This window comes from Catenovulum adriaticum, assembly GCF_026725475.1.
Taxonomy (GTDB): domain Bacteria; phylum Pseudomonadota; class Gammaproteobacteria; order Enterobacterales; family Alteromonadaceae; genus Catenovulum; species Catenovulum adriaticum.
In genome coordinates this window covers 337246-363631 of sequence record NZ_CP109967.1, presented here as the reverse complement: position 1 = coordinate 363631, position 26386 = coordinate 337246, and the positions used below count along the sequence as shown (strand labels likewise).

At 37.9% G+C, this 26386-nt stretch carries 14 protein-coding genes and 2 pseudogenes; 12 read left to right on the top strand and 4 right to left on the bottom strand.

Annotated elements, in window-relative coordinates; genetic code table 11:
- Window positions 1-14: 14 nt before the first annotated feature.
- On the top strand, window positions 15-488 hold the full coding sequence (locus tag OLW01_RS17420) for an NYN domain-containing protein (RefSeq protein WP_268076778.1): 474 nt from the start codon (window positions 15-17) through the stop codon (window positions 486-488).
- A gap of 697 nt (window positions 489-1185) precedes the next feature.
- On the opposite strand, the gene OLW01_RS17415 is transcribed toward OLW01_RS17420, so the two are convergent.
- A complete protein-coding gene (locus tag OLW01_RS17415) occupies window positions 1186-2556 on the bottom strand; it encodes an MBL fold metallo-hydrolase (RefSeq protein WP_268076777.1) in 1371 nt (456 codons plus the stop codon).
- Window positions 2557-3071: 515 nt separating this feature from the next.
- On the bottom strand, window positions 3072-7073 hold the full coding sequence (locus OLW01_RS17410; protein ID WP_268076776.1) for a PAS domain S-box protein: 4002 nt from the start codon (window positions 7071-7073) through the stop codon (window positions 3072-3074).
- Between the two features lie 282 nt (window positions 7074-7355).
- Between OLW01_RS17410 and OLW01_RS17405 the strand changes: the two genes are divergently transcribed.
- From OLW01_RS17405 to OLW01_RS17380, 6 genes are all read left to right on the top strand, one after another.
- Window positions 7356-7988 carry an RpiB/LacA/LacB family sugar-phosphate isomerase gene (locus OLW01_RS17405; RefSeq protein WP_268076775.1) on the top strand — a complete coding sequence of 211 codons (633 nt, stop codon included), beginning with the start codon at window positions 7356-7358 and terminating at the stop codon, window positions 7986-7988.
- Between the two features lie 639 nt (window positions 7989-8627).
- Window positions 8628-9839 (top strand): saccharopine dehydrogenase family protein, encoded by a 1212-nt coding sequence (locus OLW01_RS17400; RefSeq protein ID WP_268076774.1) that lies wholly within the window; start codon window positions 8628-8630, stop codon window positions 9837-9839.
- A 9-nt stretch (window positions 9840-9848) separates the two neighbouring features.
- A complete protein-coding gene (nspC, locus tag OLW01_RS17395; RefSeq protein WP_268076773.1) occupies window positions 9849-11015 on the top strand; it encodes a carboxynorspermidine decarboxylase in 1167 nt (388 codons plus the stop codon).
- A 357-nt stretch (window positions 11016-11372) separates the two neighbouring features.
- Window positions 11373-14036 (top strand): nitrate reductase, encoded by a 2664-nt coding sequence (locus OLW01_RS17390; RefSeq protein WP_268076772.1) that lies wholly within the window; start codon window positions 11373-11375, stop codon window positions 14034-14036.
- Window positions 14037-14099: 63 nt separating this feature from the next.
- Window positions 14100-15116: a glycosyl transferase family protein gene (locus OLW01_RS17385; RefSeq protein WP_268076771.1), complete on the top strand. Its 1017-nt coding sequence runs from the start codon at window positions 14100-14102 to the stop codon at window positions 15114-15116.
- 329 nt (window positions 15117-15445) lie between these two features.
- Window positions 15446-16642: an alginate export family protein gene (locus OLW01_RS17380; RefSeq protein WP_268076770.1), complete on the top strand. Its 1197-nt coding sequence runs from the start codon at window positions 15446-15448 to the stop codon at window positions 16640-16642.
- Between the two features lie 110 nt (window positions 16643-16752).
- Here the strand turns inward: OLW01_RS17380 and OLW01_RS18530 are convergent.
- Window positions 16753-17184: pseudogene (locus tag OLW01_RS18530) on the bottom strand (methyl-accepting chemotaxis protein); the annotation flags it as partial.
- A 102-nt stretch (window positions 17185-17286) separates the two neighbouring features.
- A pseudogene (locus OLW01_RS18525) lies at window positions 17287-17973 on the bottom strand (PAS domain-containing protein); the annotation flags it as partial.
- A gap of 505 nt (window positions 17974-18478) precedes the next feature.
- Here OLW01_RS18525 and cobA point away from each other — a divergent pair.
- The 5 genes from cobA to OLW01_RS17345 all read left to right on the top strand — a co-directional run bounded on the left by cobA (window position 18479) and on the right by OLW01_RS17345 (window position 25904).
- On the top strand, window positions 18479-19282 hold the full coding sequence (gene cobA, locus OLW01_RS17365; RefSeq protein ID WP_268077297.1) for a uroporphyrinogen-III C-methyltransferase: 804 nt from the start codon (window positions 18479-18481) through the stop codon (window positions 19280-19282).
- A gap of 13 nt (window positions 19283-19295) precedes the next feature.
- Window positions 19296-21866 carry a nitrite reductase large subunit NirB gene (gene nirB / locus OLW01_RS17360; protein WP_268076769.1) on the top strand — a complete coding sequence of 857 codons (2571 nt, stop codon included), beginning with the start codon at window positions 19296-19298 and terminating at the stop codon, window positions 21864-21866.
- A gap of 18 nt (window positions 21867-21884) precedes the next feature.
- Entirely contained in the window at window positions 21885-22217 is a 333-nt protein-coding gene (nirD, locus tag OLW01_RS17355; protein ID WP_268076768.1) for a nitrite reductase small subunit NirD, read from the top strand.
- 411 nt (window positions 22218-22628) lie between these two features.
- Window positions 22629-24104: a NarK family nitrate/nitrite MFS transporter gene (locus OLW01_RS17350; protein WP_268076767.1), complete on the top strand. Its 1476-nt coding sequence runs from the start codon at window positions 22629-22631 to the stop codon at window positions 24102-24104.
- Between the two features lie 84 nt (window positions 24105-24188).
- Window positions 24189-25904 carry a bifunctional protein-serine/threonine kinase/phosphatase gene (locus OLW01_RS17345; RefSeq protein ID WP_268076766.1) on the top strand — a complete coding sequence of 572 codons (1716 nt, stop codon included), beginning with the start codon at window positions 24189-24191 and terminating at the stop codon, window positions 25902-25904.
- The last annotated feature ends 482 nt before the right edge of the window (window positions 25905-26386 follow it).

The window sequence follows — 26386 nt, the reverse complement described above, 5'->3', positions numbered from 1 at the left end:
AAAGTTGTTTATATATGAAAAAAATTAGTATTTTTGTTGATGTACAAAACGTTTATTATACAAGCCGTAGCGCCTATAAAAAGAACTTTGATTACAATAAATTTTGGGCAAAAATAAGTGCTCAAGGCACCATTATTAATGCCTACGCTTACGCTGTTGACCGCAATGACACTAAACAAAAACAGTTTCAAACGATTCTTAGAGCGATTGGCTTTGACGTTAAATTAAAACCTTTTATCCAACGCGCAGATGGTTCGGCCAAAGGTGATTGGGATGTGGGTATTACGATTGATATGATGGAATCGGCAGCCGAATCAGATTTAATGGTATTAGTATCAGGAGACGGTGATTTTGATATTTTGCTTAATAAGATTCGCAGTAAATACCAGATTCCAGTTGAAGTTTATGGTGTTCCAGCCTTGAGCGCTGCTAGCTTAATGAATGCGGCTACGCATTTTCACCCAATTGACGATGCCTTATTGTTATAAATTAACCTCAACTCGGTTTAATGAATATGTTTCAAGCGGTCTTTTTCACGGGACTGCGTTAAGTACCTTTTTATACACCCTCCATAGCTGGGGGGTAGTGCGACGTCGGAACCAAAGCCGAGGCTAGCTATTGACGCGTAAGTTCCCTTGTCCCCGCAAAAAAATTCTCGTTAGAAGCCATGCAGAGCTATAAAGTTAAATAATTCAATTAATTAGAATACACCTTATACCCGAATTGAGGTTAACTTAAGTTTACAGGTTTATCCCACTCAAAACATTCACTTAATGAATGCTTACGTTAGATTTAATTTATTTTTTTAAATTTGAATTGTGTTATTTATATAAAAACCATGTTAAGATTTTAAGGTAAAGCTTGTTTCAAAAAGCTCAAAACAAGCAAAACTCACCTATATATAGGAAATTTTATAGTGAATCCGTATAAAAACACTCATCGCAATTAGTACGCTCATCTTATCTCAACCAAACCAAGGTAAATGGACATTAAATTCAGAAATTTCTGATGAATTTGAGGCGGACGAACTCATTTTTATCAATACGAGGCGATTTACCGACATAATTAAAAATTAACAAATACGGGTTTACATTATTGTAAACCCGTACGTATGCCTTTATTAACAAAATTTAGGTTTGTAATTTATTAGAGTCGATTTTTAACTATAATTTTTTACTACAACTTTTAATTACAACTTGTAGTGGGATAATTTTTAGCTTTCCAAGCCCCCATAGAGCCTAAAAATACTTTAACATTTTGATATCCCTGCGCTTGCAAATAAGCGGCCGCAATGGTCGCTCGAATCCCACTTGCACACATGGTTATTAATTTATCACTTTTTGGTATCTCACAAATTTTATTAGCTAAATGCCCCAAGAAGATATGTTCGCTGGAGTCGATGTGGGCTTTTTCATATTCGGTTATTTTTCTAACATCTAATAATTGCCAATCACTTTCTAATAAACGGTTAACTTGTTCGGCACCAATTACATCTAATGTAGCAAAATCATGGCCGGTCGCTGCCACCATTGCCATATTAGTAGCAAAATAGTCATTAACATTATCAAATCCAATACGTGCAAAATGTAATGCGGCACAGCTAGCCATTCTTTGATCGTTCGCAATAATTACAATATTATCATTAAGTGAGAACAACCAACCCGCATAAGCCGTTATCATATTAAGTGGGAGACTGTAACTATTAGGGACATGAGCTCCTAGATATGCTTCTATTGGCCTGACGTCAATTAAAACGTGCCCTTGTTGGCGCATTTTCTCCAGCTGCGTAATATTAACAGATGAAGTTGCCTGAAAACTTGAGTAGTTAGGTGCGCCTTGGGCATTAAGTTGCTCCATATCGGCAAAATAGGGGGGCTTGTAGTGATGCTCTGCAATTTTCTTTTGGATAAATGCTGACTTATCATTAATTTGCATTAACGGATTGTTCTTCATTTCGTGTTGTACAGTTGAAAACTCTCTATCTGCCATCCCTTCACCGCAAACTGAACCTGCGCCATGGGCGGGATATATAATTGACATACTGGCTTTGTCTTTAATCTTTTGTAAGCTATCAAACAGTAAGCCTGCTACGTGTTCACTTTCGCTCGGATAAAAATCTGTTCGTCCTACATCTCCGATAAACAGGGTATCGCCAGTAAAAATACCAACTGGGCCTTGGTTAAAATCTTTATCAAATACTAAAATGCTAATACTATCTTTAGTGTGGCCTGGGGTTTCTATTACTTCTAGCGAGAGATCACCTATGTCGAGTTGATAACCTTCTTTAACCGTGGTTGCGTATGAAATTTCCTGATCCGCGTTTGGACCATGAAGTACTTGTGCATCAACCGACTTAGCAAGGATCGGGGCACCACTAATTAAATCTTCATTGCGGTGGGTTTCAATTATATGCGTTATCTGACACTCATGCTCTTTAGCAAGATTAAGATAGGCATCGATATCTCGTCTTGGATCGATAACCACAGCCTGGTTATTAGAGGCCACAAAATATGAAAGATGTGATAATCCAGAGGTTTTGATGGTTTGTATAAACATAAATATCCCCTCGGTTGATGATTTAAAAAATAGATTAATTGTATAATAAACTGAGTAAAATCTACGCAAAAATGATGCCTAATAAACTCACAATGGTTAAATACAAGCAGGCGCTTGTTTTATTTGCTCGTTAATAGGGTGGGTTAAATAAAACGTAGTTATGTATGCGTAAAAGATTCAAAAATTGTTTTGTTTTAATGTAAATATTATATCCCAGCAAACCGAGGTGTTCAGATAAAAAACGCGTTGGTTGGCATGAGTCCGTGATTTAAAGAACTAAAACGGGGTATAAACATGGAAAATGAAAAAATTGATAACACAAAGCACACCTAAAAATATTAAATTACGATAACTTAGATTTAAATACTCGCTTTCTGACTAGCCAATTTTGACACATCATTTTAAACTGTCTAAGCCAAAGGTGAAAATCTTCGGGATTTAAGTGTGAATTCAATCTACCGTCAAATGCAAACAAGCTAGAGTCTAATCCAAGCAGTTATCCCAAACTGTTAAATTTATACAGAGTCACTTAAAAAATATGACAATTTTTCAATTAAATCTGTTTTTTCAATCGGTTTAGTGATGTATTCATTCATACCTGCGGCAATACACTTTTCTCTATCACCTTTCATTGCATGGGCAGTAAGCGCCACTATCGGAATTTTCTGGTAGTGTTTACCGGCCTCGCCTTGCCTAATAGCCATAGTTGCCTGGTAGCCGTCTAATTCCGGCATTTGACAGTCCATTAAAATTAAATCAAATTTTGCACTGTGAATGCTTTTTAATTGTTCAATTACGTGGTTGCCGTTAACCACACTAACGCTTTGTAAACCGAGTTTAGATAATATTTCTTGCACTACTAATTGATTAATTTCGTTGTCTTCAGCCAGTAATACATTTCCTTTTAATTGAGTGTTTTGAACCTTTTTAGCGCTTAATTCTTTATCTAACAGGCTTTTTTGCGGACGTAATTGAAGCAACTGGTTAGGCGTAATTGGCGCTGTTAATTTAGCGAATTCAGTAAACTGAGATACATTTTTAAGGTTATTTGGCTCCGATAGCTCGGTTAAACATATAACCATTTCGGTTTTATGTTTTGCGGTATCAATTATTGATGCACTTAACTGTTTTAGTTGGTGTTGATCAATAAACAAGTAATCATATTGTAGTGCGCTATTAGGTTCAATTTCAGTGAGCTTTAATAAACTGGTTTCAGCACCAAATTTGATTAGTTGATTATTAAGTGTGGTTGCGAAAGATTGGTTGTTGCTTATGATGGCGGTTTTAATACCAGTCCAAGGAGTCGGGTAGGTTTTGCCTGCGTCTTCGAGTAAAACTGAAAATTCAAACGTACTGCCCTGGTCGACACGACTGTTAACTTGGATATGACCATTCATTAATTTACATAATTTCTGCACAATAGTTAAACCTAAACCTGTGCCGCCATAATGGCGAGTGGTTGAACTATCTGCTTGGGTAAAAGCTTCAAATAACAAGTTGAGTTTATCGGTTGGAATGCCAATACCCGTGTCAGTTATGGCACAACTAAGTACATAGGTTGTGTTATTTGAATTTGGGTACTGTTGTAAACTGGGTTTAGTTATTGTTGTGCTGATGCGTACTTCACCTTTATCGGTAAATTTAATCGCATTGCCAATTAGGTTATACAATATTTGTTTTAATCTTGCTGGATCGCCAATGACGACATCGGCTGGCATTTGTGAAACATCAAGCACTAAATTGAGTGACTTTTTAGATGCCATATTCACCATAGATTCAGTCACTTGGCTAAATATATCAAGCAAGCTAAATTCGGTTTGTTCTAAATCTAATTTACCAGCTTCTATTTTTGAAAAGTCTAAAATATCGTTAATAATTCCTAGTAACGAAGTGGCGCTGTAATGTGCAATTTCAATTTGTTGTTGCTGTTGTGGTTTGAGCGTATGTGATTTTAAAACAATATCTAACATGCCTAAAACACCGTTCATGGGTGTTCTGATTTCATGGCTCATATTAGCCAAAAATTCACTCTTGGCTTTGGCGGCTACTTCGGCATCATCTTTTGCTTTAAGCAGCTTTTTCTCATTTAGTATCCGTTCGGTAACATCCCAATTTGTGCCTATTAATCGAATGGCTTCGCCTTGTTTATTGTATTGCACATCGGCTGCGGCTTTAATCCACTTTATATTGTTACCAGGGCAAATTATTCTAAACAAAGTATCAAATTTTTGCAGGCCTTTAATGGCTTTATCAACATTTAAAATACTATCGCTACGATCGTCTGGATGTAATGCTTGTTGCCATGTATCAAAAGTGGCTGAAAATTGGGTGGGGTCAATTTCATAAAGCTGATGCATGGTGCTATCCCATACCAGTTCATTTTTAATTAAATCGAGTTCCCATATGCCTACGTTGGCTGCATCTGTCGCTATGGTTAATCTTGATGTTAGGTTTTTGGTGACTTCCTGTTGTTGTTTACGCTCAGAAATATCTTCAACCATTGACCAAATGAGCTCTCGACCAGAACTGTCTTTAATTAATATCCCTTTGAGTAATACTGGGTAGCGTTTACCTGACTGATTAATATATTCTTTTTCATAAGGCCCATATTGGCCGGTTTGTGCTAGCTGAAGAAGGAGTCTTTCTTCATCATCTTTATATTCAACAGGGGTAATATCCCAATAGCTAAGTTTAAAAAAGTCAGCTTTTTTGTAACCAGCGGAGGTGAGTAGTGATTGGTTAACATCTAAAAATTGGCCAGTTTTAAAATCATTTAAGGCAATTCCGATAGGAGAGAGCTCAAACAAGGATCTGAGCCTGGTTTCACTTTCTAATAAAGCTTGCTGAGTTTGCTTTTGTTGGCTGATATCTCGGGCGATGCCTAAATAACCTGTCGCTTTACCGTCACGGTTTAAAACTTGAGTAACAGATAAGTAAACTGGGATGCGGCGACCTTCTTTACTAATGTAGGTCCATTCGTTTTCATCAACCGCACCCAACCTAGCTTTTGCAACAAAGGTATCAAAGCCAGCTTTAATTGGGTAACCCAATTCTTTTGTTAAGTCTTGACTGCGGCTTACGATTTCGTCAAAGTCATGCAAAATGGCTGGCGTTTGCTTGTTAATGATTTCATCTTGAGTATAACCCAACATGTTTTCCGCCCCTTTGCTAAAACTTTTAATAATCCCTGATATATCGGTTGAAATAATTGATGAGTGGGCGCTATCTACAATGGCTCGTCGCCAGGCATTGCTTTGCTCTAATTCGTGTAAATTCTGTTTGTTTTCAGAGATATCAGTGTGGGTGCCCGACATTAATTTTGCCGTATTGTCATGGTTCCAGCTAACCACTTTACCTCTGTCATGCAACCAAACCCAGTGCCCTTTTTTGTGCTGCATTCTAATTTCGCAGTCGTAAAATTCGCGTTGGCGGTTAAAGCACTGATTTAATAAAAATTCAACGTTAGCAAAATCATCAGGATGAATTAACTTGCGGCAGGTTTCAAAAGTAATGGGCTCTAATTCATTAAGTTGGTAGCCTAATTGCTCAACCCAAAGTTCATTAACGATTATTTGGCTGGTTTTTACATTCCATTCCCAAGTTCCAACTTTAGTGCCGCTAATAATATCTTGTAAACGCTGTTTTTGAACTGTAAGTGATTGTTGGCTTTGAACAAAGTCAGTTACATCACGCATAATTAACAGTATTTCACTAGCCGTTATTTGGTTAACTTGTAACTCAAGGTCATAGTGGCTGTGTTGCTTATTGGTATACTGCCAGTTAATTGGCTGAACCGGTTTGTTTTTTAAAACTTGCTCTGCTAAGTCGATAATTTGGTTAGAGATTTCAAGAGGTATAACTAATGAAATATGCTGACCTGTTGTATTTTGTATTTCAAACCTTTGATTGAAACTTTCGTTACTGTCTAAAATAAAACCGGCTCGGTCAATGGCTAAAATACAATCGGGTATGGCTTGTAAAATGTTATTGAGTCGGCCACGGTGCTCAATGAGTTCTTGGCTTAATTTTAACGCGTTGCGTGCATTGATTTCTTCGGTGATACAATGAGCAAAATCGTAAAGCTGAGACTTTTGTTGGGAAGTTAACTTTTTTGGCTTATCATCAATGATACACAAGGTACCGATGGATTCTTGGTTTACAATTAATGGAATGCCTGCGTAAAACCGAATAGCGGGTGCGTTTGTTACTAACGGGTTATCACTAAAACGCTCATCTGTTAGCGCATTAGGGATTTCAAAAATATCTTGTTGGGCAATTGCATGGCCACAAAACGAAATTTCTCTAGGGGTTTCGCATGCATTTAATCCCTGTTTTGATTTAAACCATTGTCTGTCCATATCAACTAATGAAATTAAAGCAATTGGTACGTCAAAACATTGCTGAACTAAACGGGTGATGCGATCAAACCTTTCTTCTGGGAGGCTATCAAGTAGCTGCGTTGAATACAAAGCGTCTAAACGTTGTATTTCGTTATCAGGAATTGGTGGTATTTGCATCCATTAAACCTTTTATATTGGCTTTGTCTAAACTAAGCGATATTTATGCTATCTCTGTGGCTAATTTAATATTAGCATTTTTAAATTTTAGTGCAGTACAATCGTTTTAGTTTAAGTATGTCATTTAGTTATTTATTTTGAATTATAAATTAGGATGAATATAATTTGGATTTACTTTATTTGTTATTTTTCGTGGCTTATGGTTTGCTACCGGTAGCAAGTTGAACCGAATTTATGTAAACTGGTTTGTATTATTATGTAAGCGATCTTAAAAGGTGAGTTATGAAAATTGCATTAATGAATGAGTTTAGTCAAGCAGGCAAAAACCCTGTGGTTTTAGAGCAACTAGAGTCTGTTGCTGCCGAGCAAGGACATAGTGTTTTTAACGTTGGTATGAACGGCGATAACGATCATCGTTTAACTTATATTCATTTAGGTATTATGGCGAGTTTACTATTAAACTCTGGTGCGGTCGATTTTGTTATTTCAGGGTGCGGTACGGGTCAAGGTGCTTTATTGTCATTAAATGCATACCCTGGGGTTACTTGTGGTTATTGTATTGACCCGTCAGATGCTTATTTATTTGCGCAAATTAATAATGGTAACGCACTCGCACTACCTTTCGCTAAAGGTTTTGGTTGGGGCGCTGAATTAAATATTCGTTATATATTTGAAAAAGCGTTCGCGGGTGAAAAAGGTCAAGGTTACCCGCCAGAACGTAAAGCTTCTCAAAACGAAAATGCGAGTATTTTGGAGACAGTGAAAGAAAACATCGCTAAAGATTATTTACAAGCTTTAGAGTCATTAGACCCTGAGTTAGTTAAAACTGCAATCGGCGGTGAGAGGTTTCAAGCTTGTTTCTTAGAAAACTGTAAAGATGAAAAAATAGCTGAATTTGTAAAATCTCGTTTATAATTTTTAAACTTTAAAGCTAAAGCGTTAGCTACTAACGCTTTACTCAATTAAGCGCTTTGGCTAAAAACGATAGCAAAGCGCTTAATTTTTTAATTGCCTATTGTGTAAACAAATTTTATGAATTTAGCTTGTTGGTGAGGCATTTTTGTTATCCTTTCTGTAATCTTTCCATTTTTTTAGCTATAAAATTAAGCTCATAAAAACATTGCTAAGGCTCAAGTTTTTATTTTTAGTTGTGAGTTTAATTTAGCCCCCCAGTCGATGTATTTATAATCATTAAAAACAGTATATAAACGTTAAAATAACACTTTGGGCATTGATTTAATATTAGCTTAAAGCAGGACTAAAAAGAGATTAAATAAATTTAATATTAATGCTAGACGGCTAGGTAATTTGCAAGTACATTTCACTCGTTTTACACAATGTGCTAATCGGCTTTTTTAGAATTTGAAGACCATCTTTTAGCTATGGTTAAAAATGTGAAATAAAGCACTATCATCACAAGAATGATATTATTTTTATCTGTATCTATTGCAAATGATATTTATTTCGATTAACAATGGTTGTCTAAACTTTTAGTCAACTAAAAATGTGTATTTAGTCTAAACTTGCTATTTTATTTGGAGCCGTAAGGTAAATATGAAAAAAGTATTAATTATTGGTGCAGGTGGCGTAGGTCGAGTAGTTGCTTTTAAATGTGCGCAAAATGCTGAGGTTTTTGGTGAGATTATTCTTGCCAGTCGAACTGAGTCTAAGTGTATTGAGATCGCAAATGAAATTGAAAAAAGTCTGCAAAAAACCATAAAAACAGCCGCTGTAGATGCTGATAATGTGCCGGCTTTAGTCGCTCTATTAAACCAAACAAAACCTGAATTGGTTATTAATGTAGCCTTGCCATATCAAGATTTAACCATTATGGATGCTTGTTTAGAGGCAGGTGTTCATTACATGGATACGGCAAATTATGAACCTTTAGACACAGCTAAATTTGAATACAAATGGCAGTGGGCGTATCAAGAAAAATTTGAAAAAGCGGGTTTAACAGCATTATTAGGTTCTGGTTTTGATCCAGGCGCAACCAATGTATTTACTGCTTACGCTGCCAAGCATTATTTTGATGAAATTCACACACTCGATATTATTGATGTAAATGGTGGCGATCACGGCTACCCATTTGCGACTAACTTCAATCCTGAAATTAATATTCGTGAAGTAACCGCAACTTGCCGACATTGGGAAGATGGTGAATTTGTTGAGTCGCCTGCGCTTTCAACAAGCCAGTCGTTTACCTGCCCAGAAGAAGTAGGCACATACGATATTTATCGTATGTATCATGAAGAGCTTGAATCTTTGGGTAAACATTTTCCGAGTCTTAAAAAAGCACAGTTTTGGATGAGTTTTAGCCAAAATTACTTAAAGCATCTTGAGGTGCTAGGTAATGTGGGTATGACTGGCATAGAGGCGATTGAATTTGAAGGTCAAAAAATTGTACCCATTCAATTTTTAAAAGCGCTACTGCCTGATCCTTCAACGCTAGGGCCACGCACCAAAGGTAAAACATGTATAGGCTGTTTAGTCACAGGTATTAAAGATGGCGTTGAAAAAACGGTTTACGTATACAACATTAAAGATCATCAAGACTGTTACCAAGAAGTTGGCTCGCAAGCCATTTCGTACACCACGGGTGTACCGGCGATGATAGGGGCTAAAATGATTATGTCTGGAAAATGGAAAAAACCGGGTGTTTGGAACATAGAGCAACTTGATCCAGACCCATTTATGGATGAATTAAATGAACAAGGTTTACCTTGGCAAGTTATTGAAAACCCAAATTTTAATTTAGTTAAGTAGTTGCCATTCATGAATAGTCAATCTTTTCATCATTTTGACAGCAGCCGAGTACCATCGCCTTGTTTTGTTGTTGATGAAGTTGCAATTGAAAATAACCTCAAAACCTTAGCCCGGATTCAAAATGAATCTGGTGCTAAAGTATTATTAGCATTAAAAGCGTTTTCAATGTTTAGTTTAGCGCCTTTAATTGATAAATACTTAACGGGTATTTGTGCCAGTGGCTTGCATGAAGCTAAATTAGGTAAAGAAGAATTTAACGGTGAAGTGCATACTTACAGTGCCGCTTTTGCTGAGCAAGATATATCAGAAATTTTAAATTTGTCTGATCATCTTGTATTTAATTCTTTTGCGCAATGGAAACGATTTCAACCGCAAATTAAACAAGCCAAACAGGCAAAACCTAGCTTAGAGTTTGGACTTAGACTTAATCCTATGCATTCTGAGGGGGCGACTGAAATTTACGATCCTTGTGCGCCTGGTTCACGGCTGGGCATTTTGCCAATTGAATTTGAACATAATTCGTTGGATGGCATCAGCGGTCTACATTTTCATACACTATGTGAGCAAAGTTTTGAGCCTTTAGCGCGAACGCTTGATGTCATTGAGGAAAAATTTGCCAATATACTCCCAAATTTAAAATGGGTTAATTTTGGAGGTGGACATCATATTACCGCTGCAGATTATCCGGTTGAGGCGCTTATTGAGCGCATAAAACAGTTTCAGGCAAAATATGACGTACAAGTATATTTAGAGCCTGGTGAAGCCATTGCGATTAATACCGGGGTGCTAGTGTGCGAAGTGCTTGATTTAACTCGTAACGATATAGACATTGCGATTTTAGATACATCTGCAACTTGCCATATGCCAGATACGATTGAGATGCCTTATCGCGCTGATATTTTTGGCTCTGGCCAGCCGGATGAAAAAGCTTTTAAATATCGCCTAGGTGGGCAAACTTGTTTAGCTGGTGATGTTATGGGGGTTTATTCATTTGATTCACCTTTAGCCATTGGTCAGCGGCTCATGTTTGATGACATGTCGCATTATACTATGGTGAAAACAACGACTTTTAACGGCATAGGTTTACCTTCAATTGCGATTTGGAATTCGAAAACTGATAAGGTGAATTTGGTTAAAACCTTTGGGTATGAAGATTTTAAAAATCGCTTATCGTAACGCTTAAACTAAATACATAGAACCGGATAACTTTGGTTATCCGGTTCTTTTTGTTATCGCTAATCAATCAAATTTCAATTATCTGATTATTTTTACTTTACTTATTATACTTGTCGCCTTACCTTCTAATTCTTAATTAAAGCGATGTACTAATATGGTGCATGATGAACCATTAGTTGTTTTTTGAACTCAATTTTTTAGCTTTAATACATATAAAATATATATAAAACAATGACCTAATTATTTGGCACTCTAGTTGCATTCTTTGTTTTATCCAAAGGCGGGTAAACAAAAACTCGAGCGTTTATGTTGCGTTTCCAAAGGCGGAAATACAACCAAATTTAGGTAAGAAATTTGATGAACAAAAAAGCAGTTAATTTAAAACAGACCACGTGTCCGTATTGTGGTGTTGGGTGTGGCATTGACGTAACCGTTAATGATTCAAAGCTAACTCGAGTTGATGGCTCTTCAGAGCATCCCGCTAATTTTGGACGTTTGTGTATAAAAGGTTCATCTGTATTAGAAACAAATGATCTTTCAGGGCGATTACTGCAGCCCATGATAGCTAATGCTACTGTTTCTTGGGATGAAGCGACTAGACATGTAGCTGACAAGTTTAATCAAACTATTGCTAAATATGGGGCTGATTCTGTTGCATTTTATGTATCCGGCCAGTTATTAACTGAAGACTATTATGTCGCCAATAAATTAATGAAAGGCTATATCGGCAGCGCGAATATAGACACTAATTCTCGTTTGTGTATGTCATCGGCAGTTGCTGCGTATAAACGGGCTTTTGGCTCAGATACAGTGCCTTGTAATTATGAGGATATAGAAGATACAGATTGTTTAGTATTGCTGGGCTCTAATGCTGCGTGGACACATCCGGTATTATTTCAACGGATGGAGCGTGCCAAGCAGCTAAATCCAAATATGAAAGTTGTCGTAATTGATCCACGAAAAAGTGCAACAACCGAATTGGCTGATTTACATTTAGCCATTAAACCCGGCACAGACGTGGCGTTATTAAATGGTTTACTCAATTATTTATTTGCTAATCAATTAATAGATAACGAATTTGTGAGTTTGTCGACCGAAGGCTTAGAGTTAGCGCTTGAGCAAAGCAAATTGTGGACCTTAGAAAAAGTGGCTCAGGTTTGTGATATTACAGTACAAGAACTTGAAACTTATTATAAATGGTTTGCACACAGCCCAACCGCGGTTACTTTTTATTGTATGGGGGTTAACCAATCCAGCCAGGGAACAGATAAAGCCAATGCTATTATTAACTGCCACTTAGCGGCAGGTAAAATTGGAAGTGCAGGTAATGGGCCTTTTTCTATTACCGGCCAACCCAATGCTATGGGCGGGCGAGAAGTTGGTGGCTTAGCTAATATGTTGGCTGCTCATATGGATATTGAAAACGATAAACATACTGATTTAGTACAGCGGTTTTGGCAATCCCCTCGGATCGCAAAAAAGGCAGGCGCTAAAGCAGTAGATATGTTTGAAAAAGTAAAATCAGGCGACATTAAAGCGATTTGGATTATGGCCACTAATCCAGCGGTGAGTTTGCCTAATGGCAACGAAGTGGCTAAAGCGCTTGAAGCTTGCCCTTTAGTCGTGGTGTCAGATTGTGTTGATAATACAGATACCATGGAGTGGGCCGATGTAAGGTTTCCAGCTACGACTTGGTCAGAAAAAAATGGCACTGTAACTAACTCAGAGCGCCGAATTTCGCGCCAGCGCGGTATTATGCCGCCACCTGGCCAAGCAAAACACGATTGGCAAATTATTTGTGACATCGCCAAAGCAATGGGCTTTAATCGTGGTTTTAATTTCACCCACCCAGTAGACGTATTTGAAGAACATGCCAGATTATCTGGGTTTGAAAATAACGGTCAGCGCGATTTTGACATTAGTGGTTTAGCCGGAATAAATCAAACTCAATACGATAAACTAAGACCGATTCAATGGCCGGTTACTAAAGATTATCCGCTTGGACGAGCGCGTATGTTTGACGATGGCCGGTTTTTTACCGCGTCTAAAAAAGCAAAATTTATTGGGGTTGAAGCTAAAGATCCGGTACAAAAAACCAGTGAAGCTTATCCGTTTGTTTGTAATACCGGACGGATTCGAGATCAATGGCATACAATGACCCGTACAGGTAAAGCCGCTAAATTAACCGCTCATATTAGCGAACCCTTTGTTGCTATTCACCCTGATGATGCAAGTGCACTTGAATTAGTTGATGGTGCCATAGCGCGTGTTTTTTCTGAAACAGGTGAAAGCTTAGTTAAAGTTAAAGTGGATTCAGGGCAGCGCAAAAAAGAATTGTTTATTCCTATGCATTGGAACAAACAATTTGCTGCTAACGCCAATATTAATCGTTTATTTGCCAGTGTGGTTGATCCTGTCTCAGGTCAACCTGAATTAAAGCACGCAGCGGTTAATATTGAAGCCTACCCCGCTGATTATTATGGTTTTATGGTTGGCAAAAATCCATTATTTGTCGATTCAGATTACTGGGCTAAATCACCTAACGCAGCTGGTTTTAGTGCCAGCTTTTCAGGGCAGGGCGATATTCAAGACTGGCTAGATTGGTGCCAGCAAAGAGCGAATAGTGAAGGGGAATGGATTCGGGTTGAAAACTTACACAACAAAGAATTTAGAATATTTTGCTATCAAGAAAATGAACTTCAATTTGTATGTTATGTTCAAGCTTCGCCTTTTGCCCAAGATATATCATGGTTAAGTGAAATGTTTGCGTTAGAATCATTTGGACGCGAAGAAATTAAAGCATTAATTACCGCAATTCCAACTCCAGAAGTTTCAAAAGGTCGCCAGATTTGTAGTTGTTTCAAAGTTGGTGAGAAGCAAATTATTGAAGCGATTGTAGATTATGGTGATGATAGTGTCGACAAACTAGGTCAGCGTTTAAAATGCGGTACTAATTGTGGTTCATGTAAAACAGATTTAAGTGGACTTATTAAACAACATTGCCCAGCGGCAGTTGCTTAATTTAGCTTTTGACCACAATTGAATGGTATCATGAGTGCAAACAAACCAATAAATAGATAAATAATGAAGCTCGCATTTAAAGAATATATTAAGTTAATTGGTCGGGGCCAAAGAGCGGGTAAAACCTTGTCTCAATCACAAGCCTTTGATGCCATGCAACAAATATTAGATGACAAAGTAACACCAGAGCAACTGGGTGCATTTTTAATGTTGTTGCGTGTGCGTGAAGAAACTGCTGAAGAACTAGCGGGTTTTGTGCAAGCTTGTCGCGGGTATACTAGTTCAAAATTTGACGGTTTATCGGTTGATTTAGATATGGGATGCTATGCTGGTAAACGACGTCATTTACCTTGGTTTTTACTCTCAGTTATGGCGTTAGCTAAAAAGGGAATAAAAATTGCGATTCACGGTACCGCAGAACCCGATTCTAAACGGTTGTATTTAAAACAATGCTTAGCTGAATTTGGGATTGTCCCCGCCACTAACAAAACCGAGGCCGAGCAGCAACTCGCGCAGTTTGGTTTTTGTTATATTGAACTGGTGGATATTCACCCAAAACTAGACCAATTAATTCAGTTACGCGCGCTTTTTGGTTTACGCTCATCGGCCAATACGTTAGCCCGAATGTTAAACCCATTAAACGCGACTTACAGCTTACATGGCGTGCACCATAAACATTTTGATATTCGTCATTCAGACACCGCTAAATTAACGAATGATAATCATGTTATTTGTTTTAGAGGAGAAGGCGGCGAAATTGAATTTAACCCAGAGCGAGCAGCCACTTTACATTGTTGTCGCAAAGGGATTCAAAACGAATTCGTTTTACCGGCCAGGTTAGAAACTTGGCAAGTAAAACCCAGAGAATTGGATGTATCGTCGTTGAAAACGATTTGGATGGCACAAGAAAATAACGAATACGCAACTCAAGCGATTATTGGCACTATTAGTATTATGTTGTTATTAACTCAATCTGAATTTTATACGATGGATAATAAACAAGAAGCGGTTGCTAGTAGTTTACAAAAGGCAGAGCAAATTTGGCAGTCTCGATCTATAACAGACTGGCCATTGGTTTAAATGATCAGACACCGTTATTTAAAACCATTATTAAAAAAATAAGGGTTAAGTTTATTTAAAGTTAACCCTTTAAAATGGCTGAAATCCTCTCAAGGGCTAACAATATAAAACACACTTTTCGTTTTATGCCTAATTTCATTCTTCATTTTAGATAACGAAAATAATCCAGATTTATTATGCTTAACTTGATGATTTTAAAGTGAAAATAAATAAATTAAAAAGCTTGACCTTAGGTTTGAAAATCGAGTAATCTTAATTCAGCTTTCACCCAGCATCACTTTCAAAACAGTTTATTTTTAATCTTAATAAATGTTACTTGGGAGTGACTTATGCAACACACAAAATCTAAAATAGCATTTGCTATTGTTTCAATTCTCAGCACTGGTGCTGTTTCTGTTCCAAGCTTTGCGGCGGAGTCGTTCAGCGATGCCTTTAAACAAGGTAAAGCTTTTGGAGATTTTCGCTTGCGATATGAAGATGCAGAAACAGGTGATCTGGATGGTTCCGCGCTCACTTTACGTACCCGTTTAGGGTTTAAAACTGCATCCGTTTCAGGCTTTAGTGGCTTGATTGAATTTGAAGACAATCGTCAGGTTTTAGGACAAGACGAATATAAAACCACATTAGCGGGTGTCGTAAATGAATATGCCGAAATATCTGATCCTGAATTTACTGAACTAGACCAAGCCTACATCGCTTATGCCGCAAATGGATTGACGGCTAAATTAGGTCGCCAAGTATTAACATTAGACGGACACCGTCATGTTGGTCATGTGGGTTGGAGACAAGATAGACAAACTTTTGATGCGCTAAATTTAGTGTATGGTGCGGGTGATTTTTCTGCGAATCTTGCTTATGTTTATAAACACAACCGAATTTTTGGCGAAACAAAAGACGTAGAGGCCGACACTGTACTGGTAAATTTATCTTATAATACCACGCTGGGGAAAGCTGTTGCATATAGTTATAAAATTGCACCCGAAGCGACTCAGGAAATGAATACCTATGGGGTCAGTTTTGGCGGCAAAACGGCGAGCGATATTCCATTTTTATATTCAGCTGAATATGCGTTACAAGATAACAAAACCCTAAACGTAGACACCCACTATATAGCAATTGAAGCGGGTGCAATCGTCAATGGCGTGACACTTAAATTGGGTCAGGAAACTTTGGGGTCAGATAATGGGCAGGGACACTTTGCCACGCCATTGGCAACCTTGCATAAATTTAATGGTTTTGCAGATGTATTTTTAGGCAGTACGTTCAACTCTCCCGCCAATGGTATGGGGTTAGTAGATACGTATGCCAGTGTATCAACCAAAATATCAGGCATTGGTTTAACGGCTATATATCATGACTTTAAAACAGATGAAGGCTCAGCTGATTTGGGGAATGAGCTTAATTTAGTCGCCGCGACTCAATTTGGTGCAATTAAAACTGGTATTAAATATGCAGCTTTTAGTTCAGATACTATTGCGGTTGCGGATACAGATAGACTTTGGTTGTGGCTACAGACTGGGTTTTAAATTTACCTAAGGCTTGATTAAAGCTAGCAAATGATATTTGTTGAAAAAATTGAGCCAGTAAGTATGATTATTTAACGCATACTTACTGGCTCGTTTTGAACGTTTTATCGTTATAGTTTTTGGGTAAATTGACCAATGGCGTTGACTACTTCTTGGGCGCCAGTTTGAATATGATTAAATACACCACCAGACTCGTTTGAAAGTTTAAGTGCACCCTCTGCTTTTACTTGGCTTTCTTCAATAATTTTAACTGCTTGAGCCGTTAATTTTTGGTTTTCGGCGACCACACTGACAATTTCTTCTGTGGCGACATTGGTTCTTGATGCTAATTGTCTTACTTCATCCGCTACCACCGCAAACCCTCTGCCTTGTTCACCGGCTCGAGCAGCTTCAATAGCCGCGTTTAATGCCAACAAATTCGTCTGATCAGCAATGCCACTAATGCTTTTAACTAAGTCTGTTACTTTGTGTGATTGGCTGTCTAATTCACTGATACTTTGGCCTGCTAAATTCATTTGTTCAGACAGTAACTCCATCGTTGAAATGGTTGAGTCTATTACTTCACGTCCTTGTTTAGCGTGTGTATCTGTTTTTTGAGAGACGCTATAAGCGACTTGGGCTGCCTCTGATATAGCATTTTCTTGGTTCATTTGGTCAGTAATTAAAGTTGCAAATTTAACAATTTTATAAAGCTCACCATGCGAATTATGAATTGGATTATAAGAGGCCTCGAGCCAAATTTGATTACCATAATTGTCTAATCTTAAGAATCTACCTGAGATAAACTCACCACGCTTTAGCTTGTTCCAAAATTCTTTATATTCAGCTGAAGCCGCATCTTCTGGCGTACAGAATATTCTATGGTGTTTGCCGATAATGTCGCTTTTTTTGTAGTTAACGGCATTTAAAAAATTATCATTGGCATTTAAAATTTCGCCGTTGAGGTTAAATTCAATCACAGCCGATGAACGATGCAGCGCCTTTAGCATGTCTTCTTGTTCATATGCAGAGTTGATCGTATTCGTTAATTCGGTTGCGTATATAGAGTAGGAGGTTATTTCATTAACATTATTTTTAATAGGCTGAAGAATTGCACGTAACCATATGTCTTCATCATTTTGTTTGGTTAGCTGTAACGCGCCGTGCCAATGAGCACCTTTGATAATAGCTTGGAGCATATTATTGCAGTGCTCAGAACCAACTGATTTAAATGAAATATAAGATTCTAGCTGAGTATTAAGCATATCCCCCGCGCGATAACCAATAATCTGCTCAAACTTTTGATTAGTATCAATAATGTCGCCGTTTGGGTTTAACGCAATATGTAACATCTCTGTTTTTAGATCGTTTTGGACTTGTTGGAAAGTTTGTAATTGAGCCTTTAATTGCTCTATTTCATTTAATAGCGCTTTATTTTTAAAAAACATGAATTGACCCTTATTTAATACCGGCAGGCTATTAGCGAGTTTCGTTAACTATATATAAATATTATAGTTTATTTTTTGTATAAATACGCTTGTAGGTACAGATAAGATCAATTTTTAATAATGTTATTTGAGCTGTCACTAAGCTTTAAAATTTTATATTAAAGTGTTTACAGCCACCACAAAATAAATCATGACTTAGTTTGGTGCAGTGTGCTTCAACTCAGTGAATAATTAAAAAAATATTTGCTTGTTTGGAATTGAATTAGCTCTAAATTTTTTATCAATAACGTTAAGAATAAAATATAATGCATTAATTTCAACTAGTTATTAATTATTTTAAGTTATTTTTAAAATTGGCACTTAGCTTGCAATTTAGCTTGTATCTTAATAATACGAAGCTTGTGCAATGATGTTTAAGTTAGTAAATGAAAACAACGATGTTGGAAAAGTCTCTTTAGTGGGTTCAGGCCCAGGAGATGCCGATCTACTTACAATAAAGGCGCTGCGCTGTATCCAAACAGCCGATATCATTTTATACGATCGCTTAGTTAGCGAAGATGTGCGTGCTTTATTCCCTTCAGATACACCTGCATTTTATGTAGGTAAAGCAATGGGCAACCATTGCATCCCTCAGGAAAAACTCAACGAACTGCTAGTTGAAAAAGCACTAAAAGGTTTTTCAATTTGCCGATTAAAAGGAGGCGATCCTTTTGTTTTTGGCCGCGGCGGTGAAGAAATGCTGATCTTGCGTGAAAACGGGATTGAAGTTGAAGTGATTCCTGGCATTACATCTGGCATTGGCGCTGCTGCCTATAGCGGTATTCCGGTCACTCATCGTGGTATTTCACAAGCTTGCACATTTGTTACTGCTCATGCCGAAAAAGAATTAATGATTGATTGGAAAGCTTTGGCTGCAGTTAATCACACATTAGTTTTTTATATGGGATTAAGTAAGTTGCCGGTAATTACAACGCAACTAACACAACATGGTTTATCGGCCAATACGCCAGCCGCGTTAATTGAAAACGGTTGTCGTAATGAGCAACGAGTGTTTACGGGCACACTTGCAGAGTTAGAAATAATGGCAAAACACAACAACTTAAAATCGCCAAGTTTGATTGTGGTAGGCCAGGTGGTCGAATTGGCCGAGTCACTTCATTGGTTTGGTACTTTAACCAGTACGCAATCTCAATGTACGCAGTTATCAGCTTAATAGAGGGTTAAAAATGAGCAAGCAAAAATTAGTTGTTGTGGGTAATGGCATGGTTGGCCATAAGTTTATTGAAAACATGGTTGAACATCCAGATTATGCACAATATGAAATCATCACTTTTTCGGAAGAACCTCGGTTAGCATACGATAGAGTTCAGTTATCTTACTACTTTGCGGGTAAGACGGTTGAAGAACTCATGTTAACGTCGCCTGATTACTATAACGAAAATGGCGTTCGCTTTATCGTTAACGATAAAGTAGTTGAGATTGACTCAATTAATAGCAAAATTGTCACTCAAAGTGGCCGTGAAGAGTCTTATGACAAATTAATTCTTGCGACCGGTTCATATCCTTTTGTGCCGCCAGTACCGGGTCGTGAACAAGAGCATTGTTTGGTTTACCGAACTATTGAAGACTTAGAAGCGATAACTGCATCAGCTCAAGACAGTAAAGTTGGGGTTGTTGTGGGCGGTGGTTTATTAGGGTTAGAAGCCGCTAATGCGCTAAAACATTTAGGTTTAGAATCGCATGTAGTTGAGTTTGCACCCCGTTTAATGGCCGTTCAGCTTGATGAAGGTGGCGGTGAATTATTAAGAGATAAAATTGAAAGCCTAGGCGTTGGTGTACACACTGAAAAAAATACCACGGAAATTGTGAAAGGCGAAACTTGCAGATACCGCATGAACTTTGCTGATGGTTCATTTTTAGAAACGGACATGATTGTTTTTTCTGCTGGGATCAGACCACAAGATGAATTAGCTCGTCAATTTAATATTGATATTGGTCCACGGGGCGGTATTCAGGTTGATAACTACTGTCAAACCTCTATTGATAATATTTATGCGATTGGTGAATGTGCACTTTGGGATAACAAAATTTATGGTTTAGTGGCGCCAGGTTACCAAATGGCTAAAGTGGTTGTTTCTCATATCACAGGTGAACCAATCGAGTTTATCGGTGCTGATATGAGTACCAAGTTAAAATTGCTTGGCGTAGATGTTGCCAGTATTGGTGATGCTCAAGGCAGAACCCCTGATAGTTTAAGTTATACATATTTAGATCAGCACAAAGGTGTTTATAAGCGTTTAATTGTATCTGAAGACAATAAAAAAGTATTGGGCGCGGTTATGGTAGGTGATGTGGATGCTTACGGTAACTTATTACAAATGATGCTAGGAGGCATCGAAATTCCTGGCTCACCAGAAGCCTTTATTTTACCTGCAATGGAGGGTACAGCGCCTGCGTTAGGTGTAGATGCATTGCCAGATTCGGCACAAATTTGTTCGTGTCACGATGTTTCAAAAGGCGATATTTTTGAAGCCGTTAAAGGCGGTTGTACTGACTTAGCTGGGATTAAATCTTGTACTAAAGCGGTGACCGGTTGTGGTGGTTGTGCAGCAATGACAACTCAGGTAATGAATGCGGCCTTAACCGAGATGGGCGTTGAAGTAAATAACAACCTTTGTGAGCACTTTGATTACACTCGTCAAGAGTTATTTGACATAGTACGCAGCAAAAAAATTCGTACCTTTGATCAGTTAATTGCTGAACATGGTCACGGAAAAGGTTGTGAAATTTGTAAACCAGCGGTTGGCTCAATGCTGGCAACACAGTGGAATGATTATATTTTGTCGGATGATAATTTGCAGTTGCAAGATACTAACGACATCTTTTTAGCCAATATGCAAAAAGACGGCACCTACTCAGTTGTGCCACGTATGGCGGCAGGCGAAGTAACGCCGGATCAGTTAATTACCTTAGGCGAAATTGGTAAAGAATTTAATTTATATACCAAATTAACTGGTGGTCAACGTATCGACTTTTTTGGTGCTCAATTACATGAATTGCCAGTGATTTGGGAAAAGCTAATTGCTGCTGGATTCGAAACGGGTCATGCCTATGGTAAATCGCTGCGTACGGTTAAATCTTGCGTTGGGTCAACTTGGTGTCGTTATGGCATGCTAGATTCGGTCTCTATGGCGGTATTATTAGAGATGCGCTACAAAGGCATGCGCACACCACATAAAGTAAAAATGGCTGTTTCAGGCTGTACCCGAGAATGTGCTGAGGCGCAAAGTAAAGATGTCGGTATTATTGCGACAGACAAAGGTTGGAATTTATACCTTTGTGGTAATGGTGGGATGAAACCTCGCCATGCTGATTTATTTGCCACTGATTTAGATGATGAAACTTTAATTAAATATGTTGACCGTTTTTATATGTTTTATTGCCATACGGCCGATCGTTTGCAGCGTACTTCTGTCTGGATGGACAACATGGAAGGCGGGTTAGACTATCTTAAATCTGTGATTGTTGATGATAAATTAGGTATCTGTGAAGATTTAGAAGCCGACATGCAACGCGTTATCGACAATTATGAATGTGAATGGAAAAAAACCATTAACAGCAAAGAAAGGCTCAAGCGTTTTGCTCACTTTATCAACTCTGATGCAACCGATGACTCATTGGCTTATGTGGCTGAACGAGGCCAAGCGCGTGCGCGTATTGATACCCAGGCCCGCACTAAAATTGGTAAAGGTGAAATTATCGAAACACTTGATGTAACTGAAGTTGAAACTGTTTAAGCATTGGAGGAATTTAAGATGAGTCAAGCGTGGAATAATATTTGTGAGTTTTCTGATTTAGTTAAAAACACGGGCGTTTGTGCTTTGCACGATGGAGAACAAGTTGCCATTTTTTTAGATGATGAAAATCAGGTTTATGCAATTTCAAACTATGATCCTTGTGGTAATGCTTATGTATTGTCACGTGGCATTGTCGCTGATTACAAGGGGAAACTTACGGTTGCTTCCCCTCTATATAAACAGCATTTTGATTTAACCACAGGCGAGTGTTTAGAAGAACCGGAATCTTCTGTTAAAGCATATCAGGTTAGAGTTGAGCAAGATAAAGTACAGCTTGCGGTAAATATATAACCGAAAATTATTGAAATTACGAGACTGGAATCACCCTGAATTAATTAACGATTAAAGCAATGACATTAAGTTCAGGTGTGGTTTAACTTAGCCCGCGATTAAGCTGGCTAATTTATTCAAAAATATTGGTAAGTTCAGTTTTTAATTTGTTGTTAAATAAAATGGTTTCTATTAAAACGCAGCCTTAATGAATCAGCAATTTAGTAAACGACAACCGTTAAATTGGTTTTTATTTTAAGCATTAAGGTCAATTTATGAGTGACACCGCTTTTAAACCGGTCGAGCGAAAATGCATTAGATATTTAATCGCGCTCTATCACTCATAAGCTTAAAAACTTAAAAAGAATAAAAATTTTAAACTTGAAAATCTGAACTACAAAAACCGATTTTTAAATTACAGAGGCTACAACTATGGATCACAGCACCAAGTTTAATTTATTTTCATTTACCGGGAAAATGAAAATACTCCACATGTCTTGGATGGCGTTTTTTATTACCTTTTTTGTGTGGTACAACCATGCACCTTTATTAATGGCGATAAAAGATTCGCTTGGTTTAACGACTGAGCAGGTTAAAACTTTACTCATTTTGAATGTTGCATTAACAATACCTGCGCGAGTGATTGTGGGGATGTTGACAGATAAATTTGGCCCAAGAATAGTTTATTCTGCCATTTTATTTATTGGGGCAATGCCTTGTTTTATGTTTGCATTTGCACAAACATTTGAAGTAGCCGCTTTGGCTCGTTTATTGTTAGGTTTTATTGGCGCAGGGTTTGTGGTTGGTATTCGAATGGTCAGTGAATGGTTTCCACACAATGAGCTAGGCACAGCTGAAGGCCTGTACGGTGGTTGGGGCAACTTTGGCTCAGCTGCTGCTTCGTTTACGTTACCTTGGGTAGCACTTTGGGTTGGCGGTGAAGATGGCTGGAGATATGCCGTCGCACTGACTGGGGTAATTTGTTTAATTTGGTCATTTGTTTACTACAAAAGCGTGACAGATACACCTAAAGGTTCAACGTACTTTCGTCCTAAAAATATTGGTGGTATGGAAGTGACCAGCAAAGGCGATTTTGTGTTTTTAATTGTGATGAAACTGCCAATGTACTTTGCGCTAGCTTTGTTAACTTGGAAGTTATCACCACAAGGCGTTGAGTTAATTTCAGCCAATGCCGCATTAATGGCTTATGCTGGGTTAATTGCATTATTTATTGTTGATAGCTACAAAGCTTACGATGTGAATAAAGATATTTTTCATACGCCAGTACCAGAAATCCAACGCTACAAATTTAAGCAAGTAGCCGTATTAAATGTGCTTTATTACGCAACTTTTGGCTCTGAATTGGCGGTAATTTCTATGCTGCCGCTATTCTTTTCTGAAACTTTTGGCTTATCGGCAACCGCTGCGGGTATGGTTGCAGCTGCTTATGCCTTTATGAATTTAATGTCTCGTCCGGGTGGCGGTTTTATTTCAGATAAATTTGGCCGTAAAAAAACCTTATTAATCTTAACGGCAGGTTTAGCGTTGGGGTATTTTGTAATGAGTTTAATTAATGCCAGCTGGCCGATTTGGGTAGCTGTTGTGGCGGCGATGGCTTGCTCATTTTTCGTGCAAGCTGGTGAAGGGGCAGTATTTGCAGTGGTTCCTTTAATTAAACGTCGTTTAACGGGACAAATTGCGGGTATGACAGGCGCATACGGTAATGTGGGTGCAGTGACCTATTTAACCATTTATTCGGTTGTTGATGCATCGACCTTCTTTTTAGTTATAGCTGCAACTGCGGTTGTTGGTTTTGTTACTTTATTTTTTATGGAAGAACCAACAGGTAAAATGGCTGAAGTAAAAGAAGATGGCACGGTTGAGTTGATTAAAGTAAGCTCACATTAAGCGGTTATATAGACCTTGTTTAAAAAGCGAAGTTTAGACTTCGCTTTTTTGTATCTGAGAGAAAGCACATAGAGTTAATTCCGGATGAAACCACAATTAAAAGTTGAAATTGGTGGCAGTAGCCAAGCAGGTATAAAACCTGTTAATCAAGATGCTTTTGCAGGTCAAACCCCAAAAGGCTTAGCTTTAGAGCATAAAGGCGTTGCCCTGGCGATCGCTGATGGCGTAAGTAGTAGTCGCCGTTCACATGAAGCAGCGCAAATTTGTGTCACCCAATTTGTCACTGATTATTATTCAACCCCAGACAGCTGGCGGGTGAATAAATCGTCAGCAAGGGTATTAACGGCTCTAAATAGTTGGTTGTTTAACGAAAATCAAAAAACGTACGAAGACAGTTTAGTCTGTACTTTTAGCGCTTTAGTGATTAAATCTTGTACTGCGCATATTTTTCATATTGGTGATAGTCGAGTTTATCGTCTGGGAAATGATAAATTAGAGTGTTTAACTCGCGATCATGTACATCCATCATCCCATCAAGCGTTTTTAACCCGTGCAATGGGTATAGATAACCATTTAGAGGTTGATTACCACACGATTGATGATTTAAATCCCGAAGACATTTTTATTTTAACGACCGATGGTTTTCATCATTTTGTTTCAACGGATGAAATTAAACGTGAACTTAAACAATCACAGGATTTAACAAAAACGGCAAAACAGCTAGTTGAGTTGGCAATTCAAAATGGCAGTGACGATAACGTATCTTGTTTTATTGCTAAAATTAATGAATTACCGCATGAAGAAGTGGATGAAGCGCATCGCCGGCTTACCAAATTAGTTATTCCGCCTGTTTTAGAAGTCGGTCAAAATATTGATGGGTTTGCCGTTCGCCGCGTGCTATTTAGTGGTACTCGAAGTCATGTCTTTTTAGTAGAGGATGATGCAGGGCAGCAATATGCCCTTAAAATGCCCTCGGATAATTTTAGAGAAGACCCTGAATATTTAGATGGATTTTTACGTGAAGAATGGATTGGTAATCGACTTAAACACAGAAACATCATGAAGATCTATCCCAGACCCGCTGAAAGTCCTTTTATGTATCATTTATGCGAATTTTTAGGCGGACAAAATTTACGTCAATGGATGACTGATAATCCAGCTCCTAGCTTAAATGAAGTTCGTAAAATAATGACAGAGGTTGTTCAAGCAATACGTTATTTTCAGCGAAATGGCATGGTTCATCGGGATTTAAAGCCAGAAAACATTATTATTGATAAATTTGGTCAAATTAAAATTATTGATTTTGGTACTGTATCGGTTGAAGGGTTAGAAGAAATTAACAACCCCATTAGTGAAACTTGCCCGGTCGGTTCGGTTGATTATATCGCCCCTGAATATTTGATGGGTCAAAAAGGCAATTTTCAAGCTGACCTTTACTCTATCGGGGTTATTTTTTATGAAATGCTGGCGGGTAAATTACCATTTAAAATTGGTGATTTACGCAATAAAATACCTGATAACTATCAATATTGGCGGTATCAGTCGTTAACGGTTAATCGCTCAGATATTCCACCCTGGTTAGATTTGGCGCTTAAAAAAGCTTGTGCGCCGGATCCTAGACATCGCTATTTAGCTTTTTCTGAATTTTTAGCCGATATTGCCGTACCTAACTCAAACTTAATAAAACAGCATAGTCAGCAATCTTTTATGAAACGCGAGCCACTTCAGTTTTGGAAAATGAGTAGTGTGATTTTATTGTTGCTTAATTTTGTATTGATTTATTTGGTTTTTAATAACTAACCTCAAATGGTCTTTTTCAACGGGACTGAGTTAAATTCACTTGCATACAACCCCATGGATGGGGGAGGGAGAACGACATTGGAACCAAAGCTGAGGTTAGTTAATTAAGCGTGAATTTGCCTTGCCCACGCAAAAACAATCGTTAGAAACCATGCAGAGCTATCAGCTTAAATAATTCAATTAGTTAGAATACACCTTACCTCGAGTTGAGGTTAAATAGTTGAAAGTTAAAAATATTCCCTTATTGGTTTTTAATTCCATTTAAAGTAATGAACTTTTTCACCATTTTGCCCGTATAGGGATATCAATATATCAAATTGGTTGAGCGGTACACATTTTATACTTTAAGACCATGTTTTAGGATTAAAAGGCATAAATGGTGGGCTGCTCCTTTAAGTCAGTTCAGAAATTCAGTGCAAGTTTTTTACAGGCACAGTAAAATAGCTTTGTCGGTATGATATTATGCGGTTGAATCTAACTTG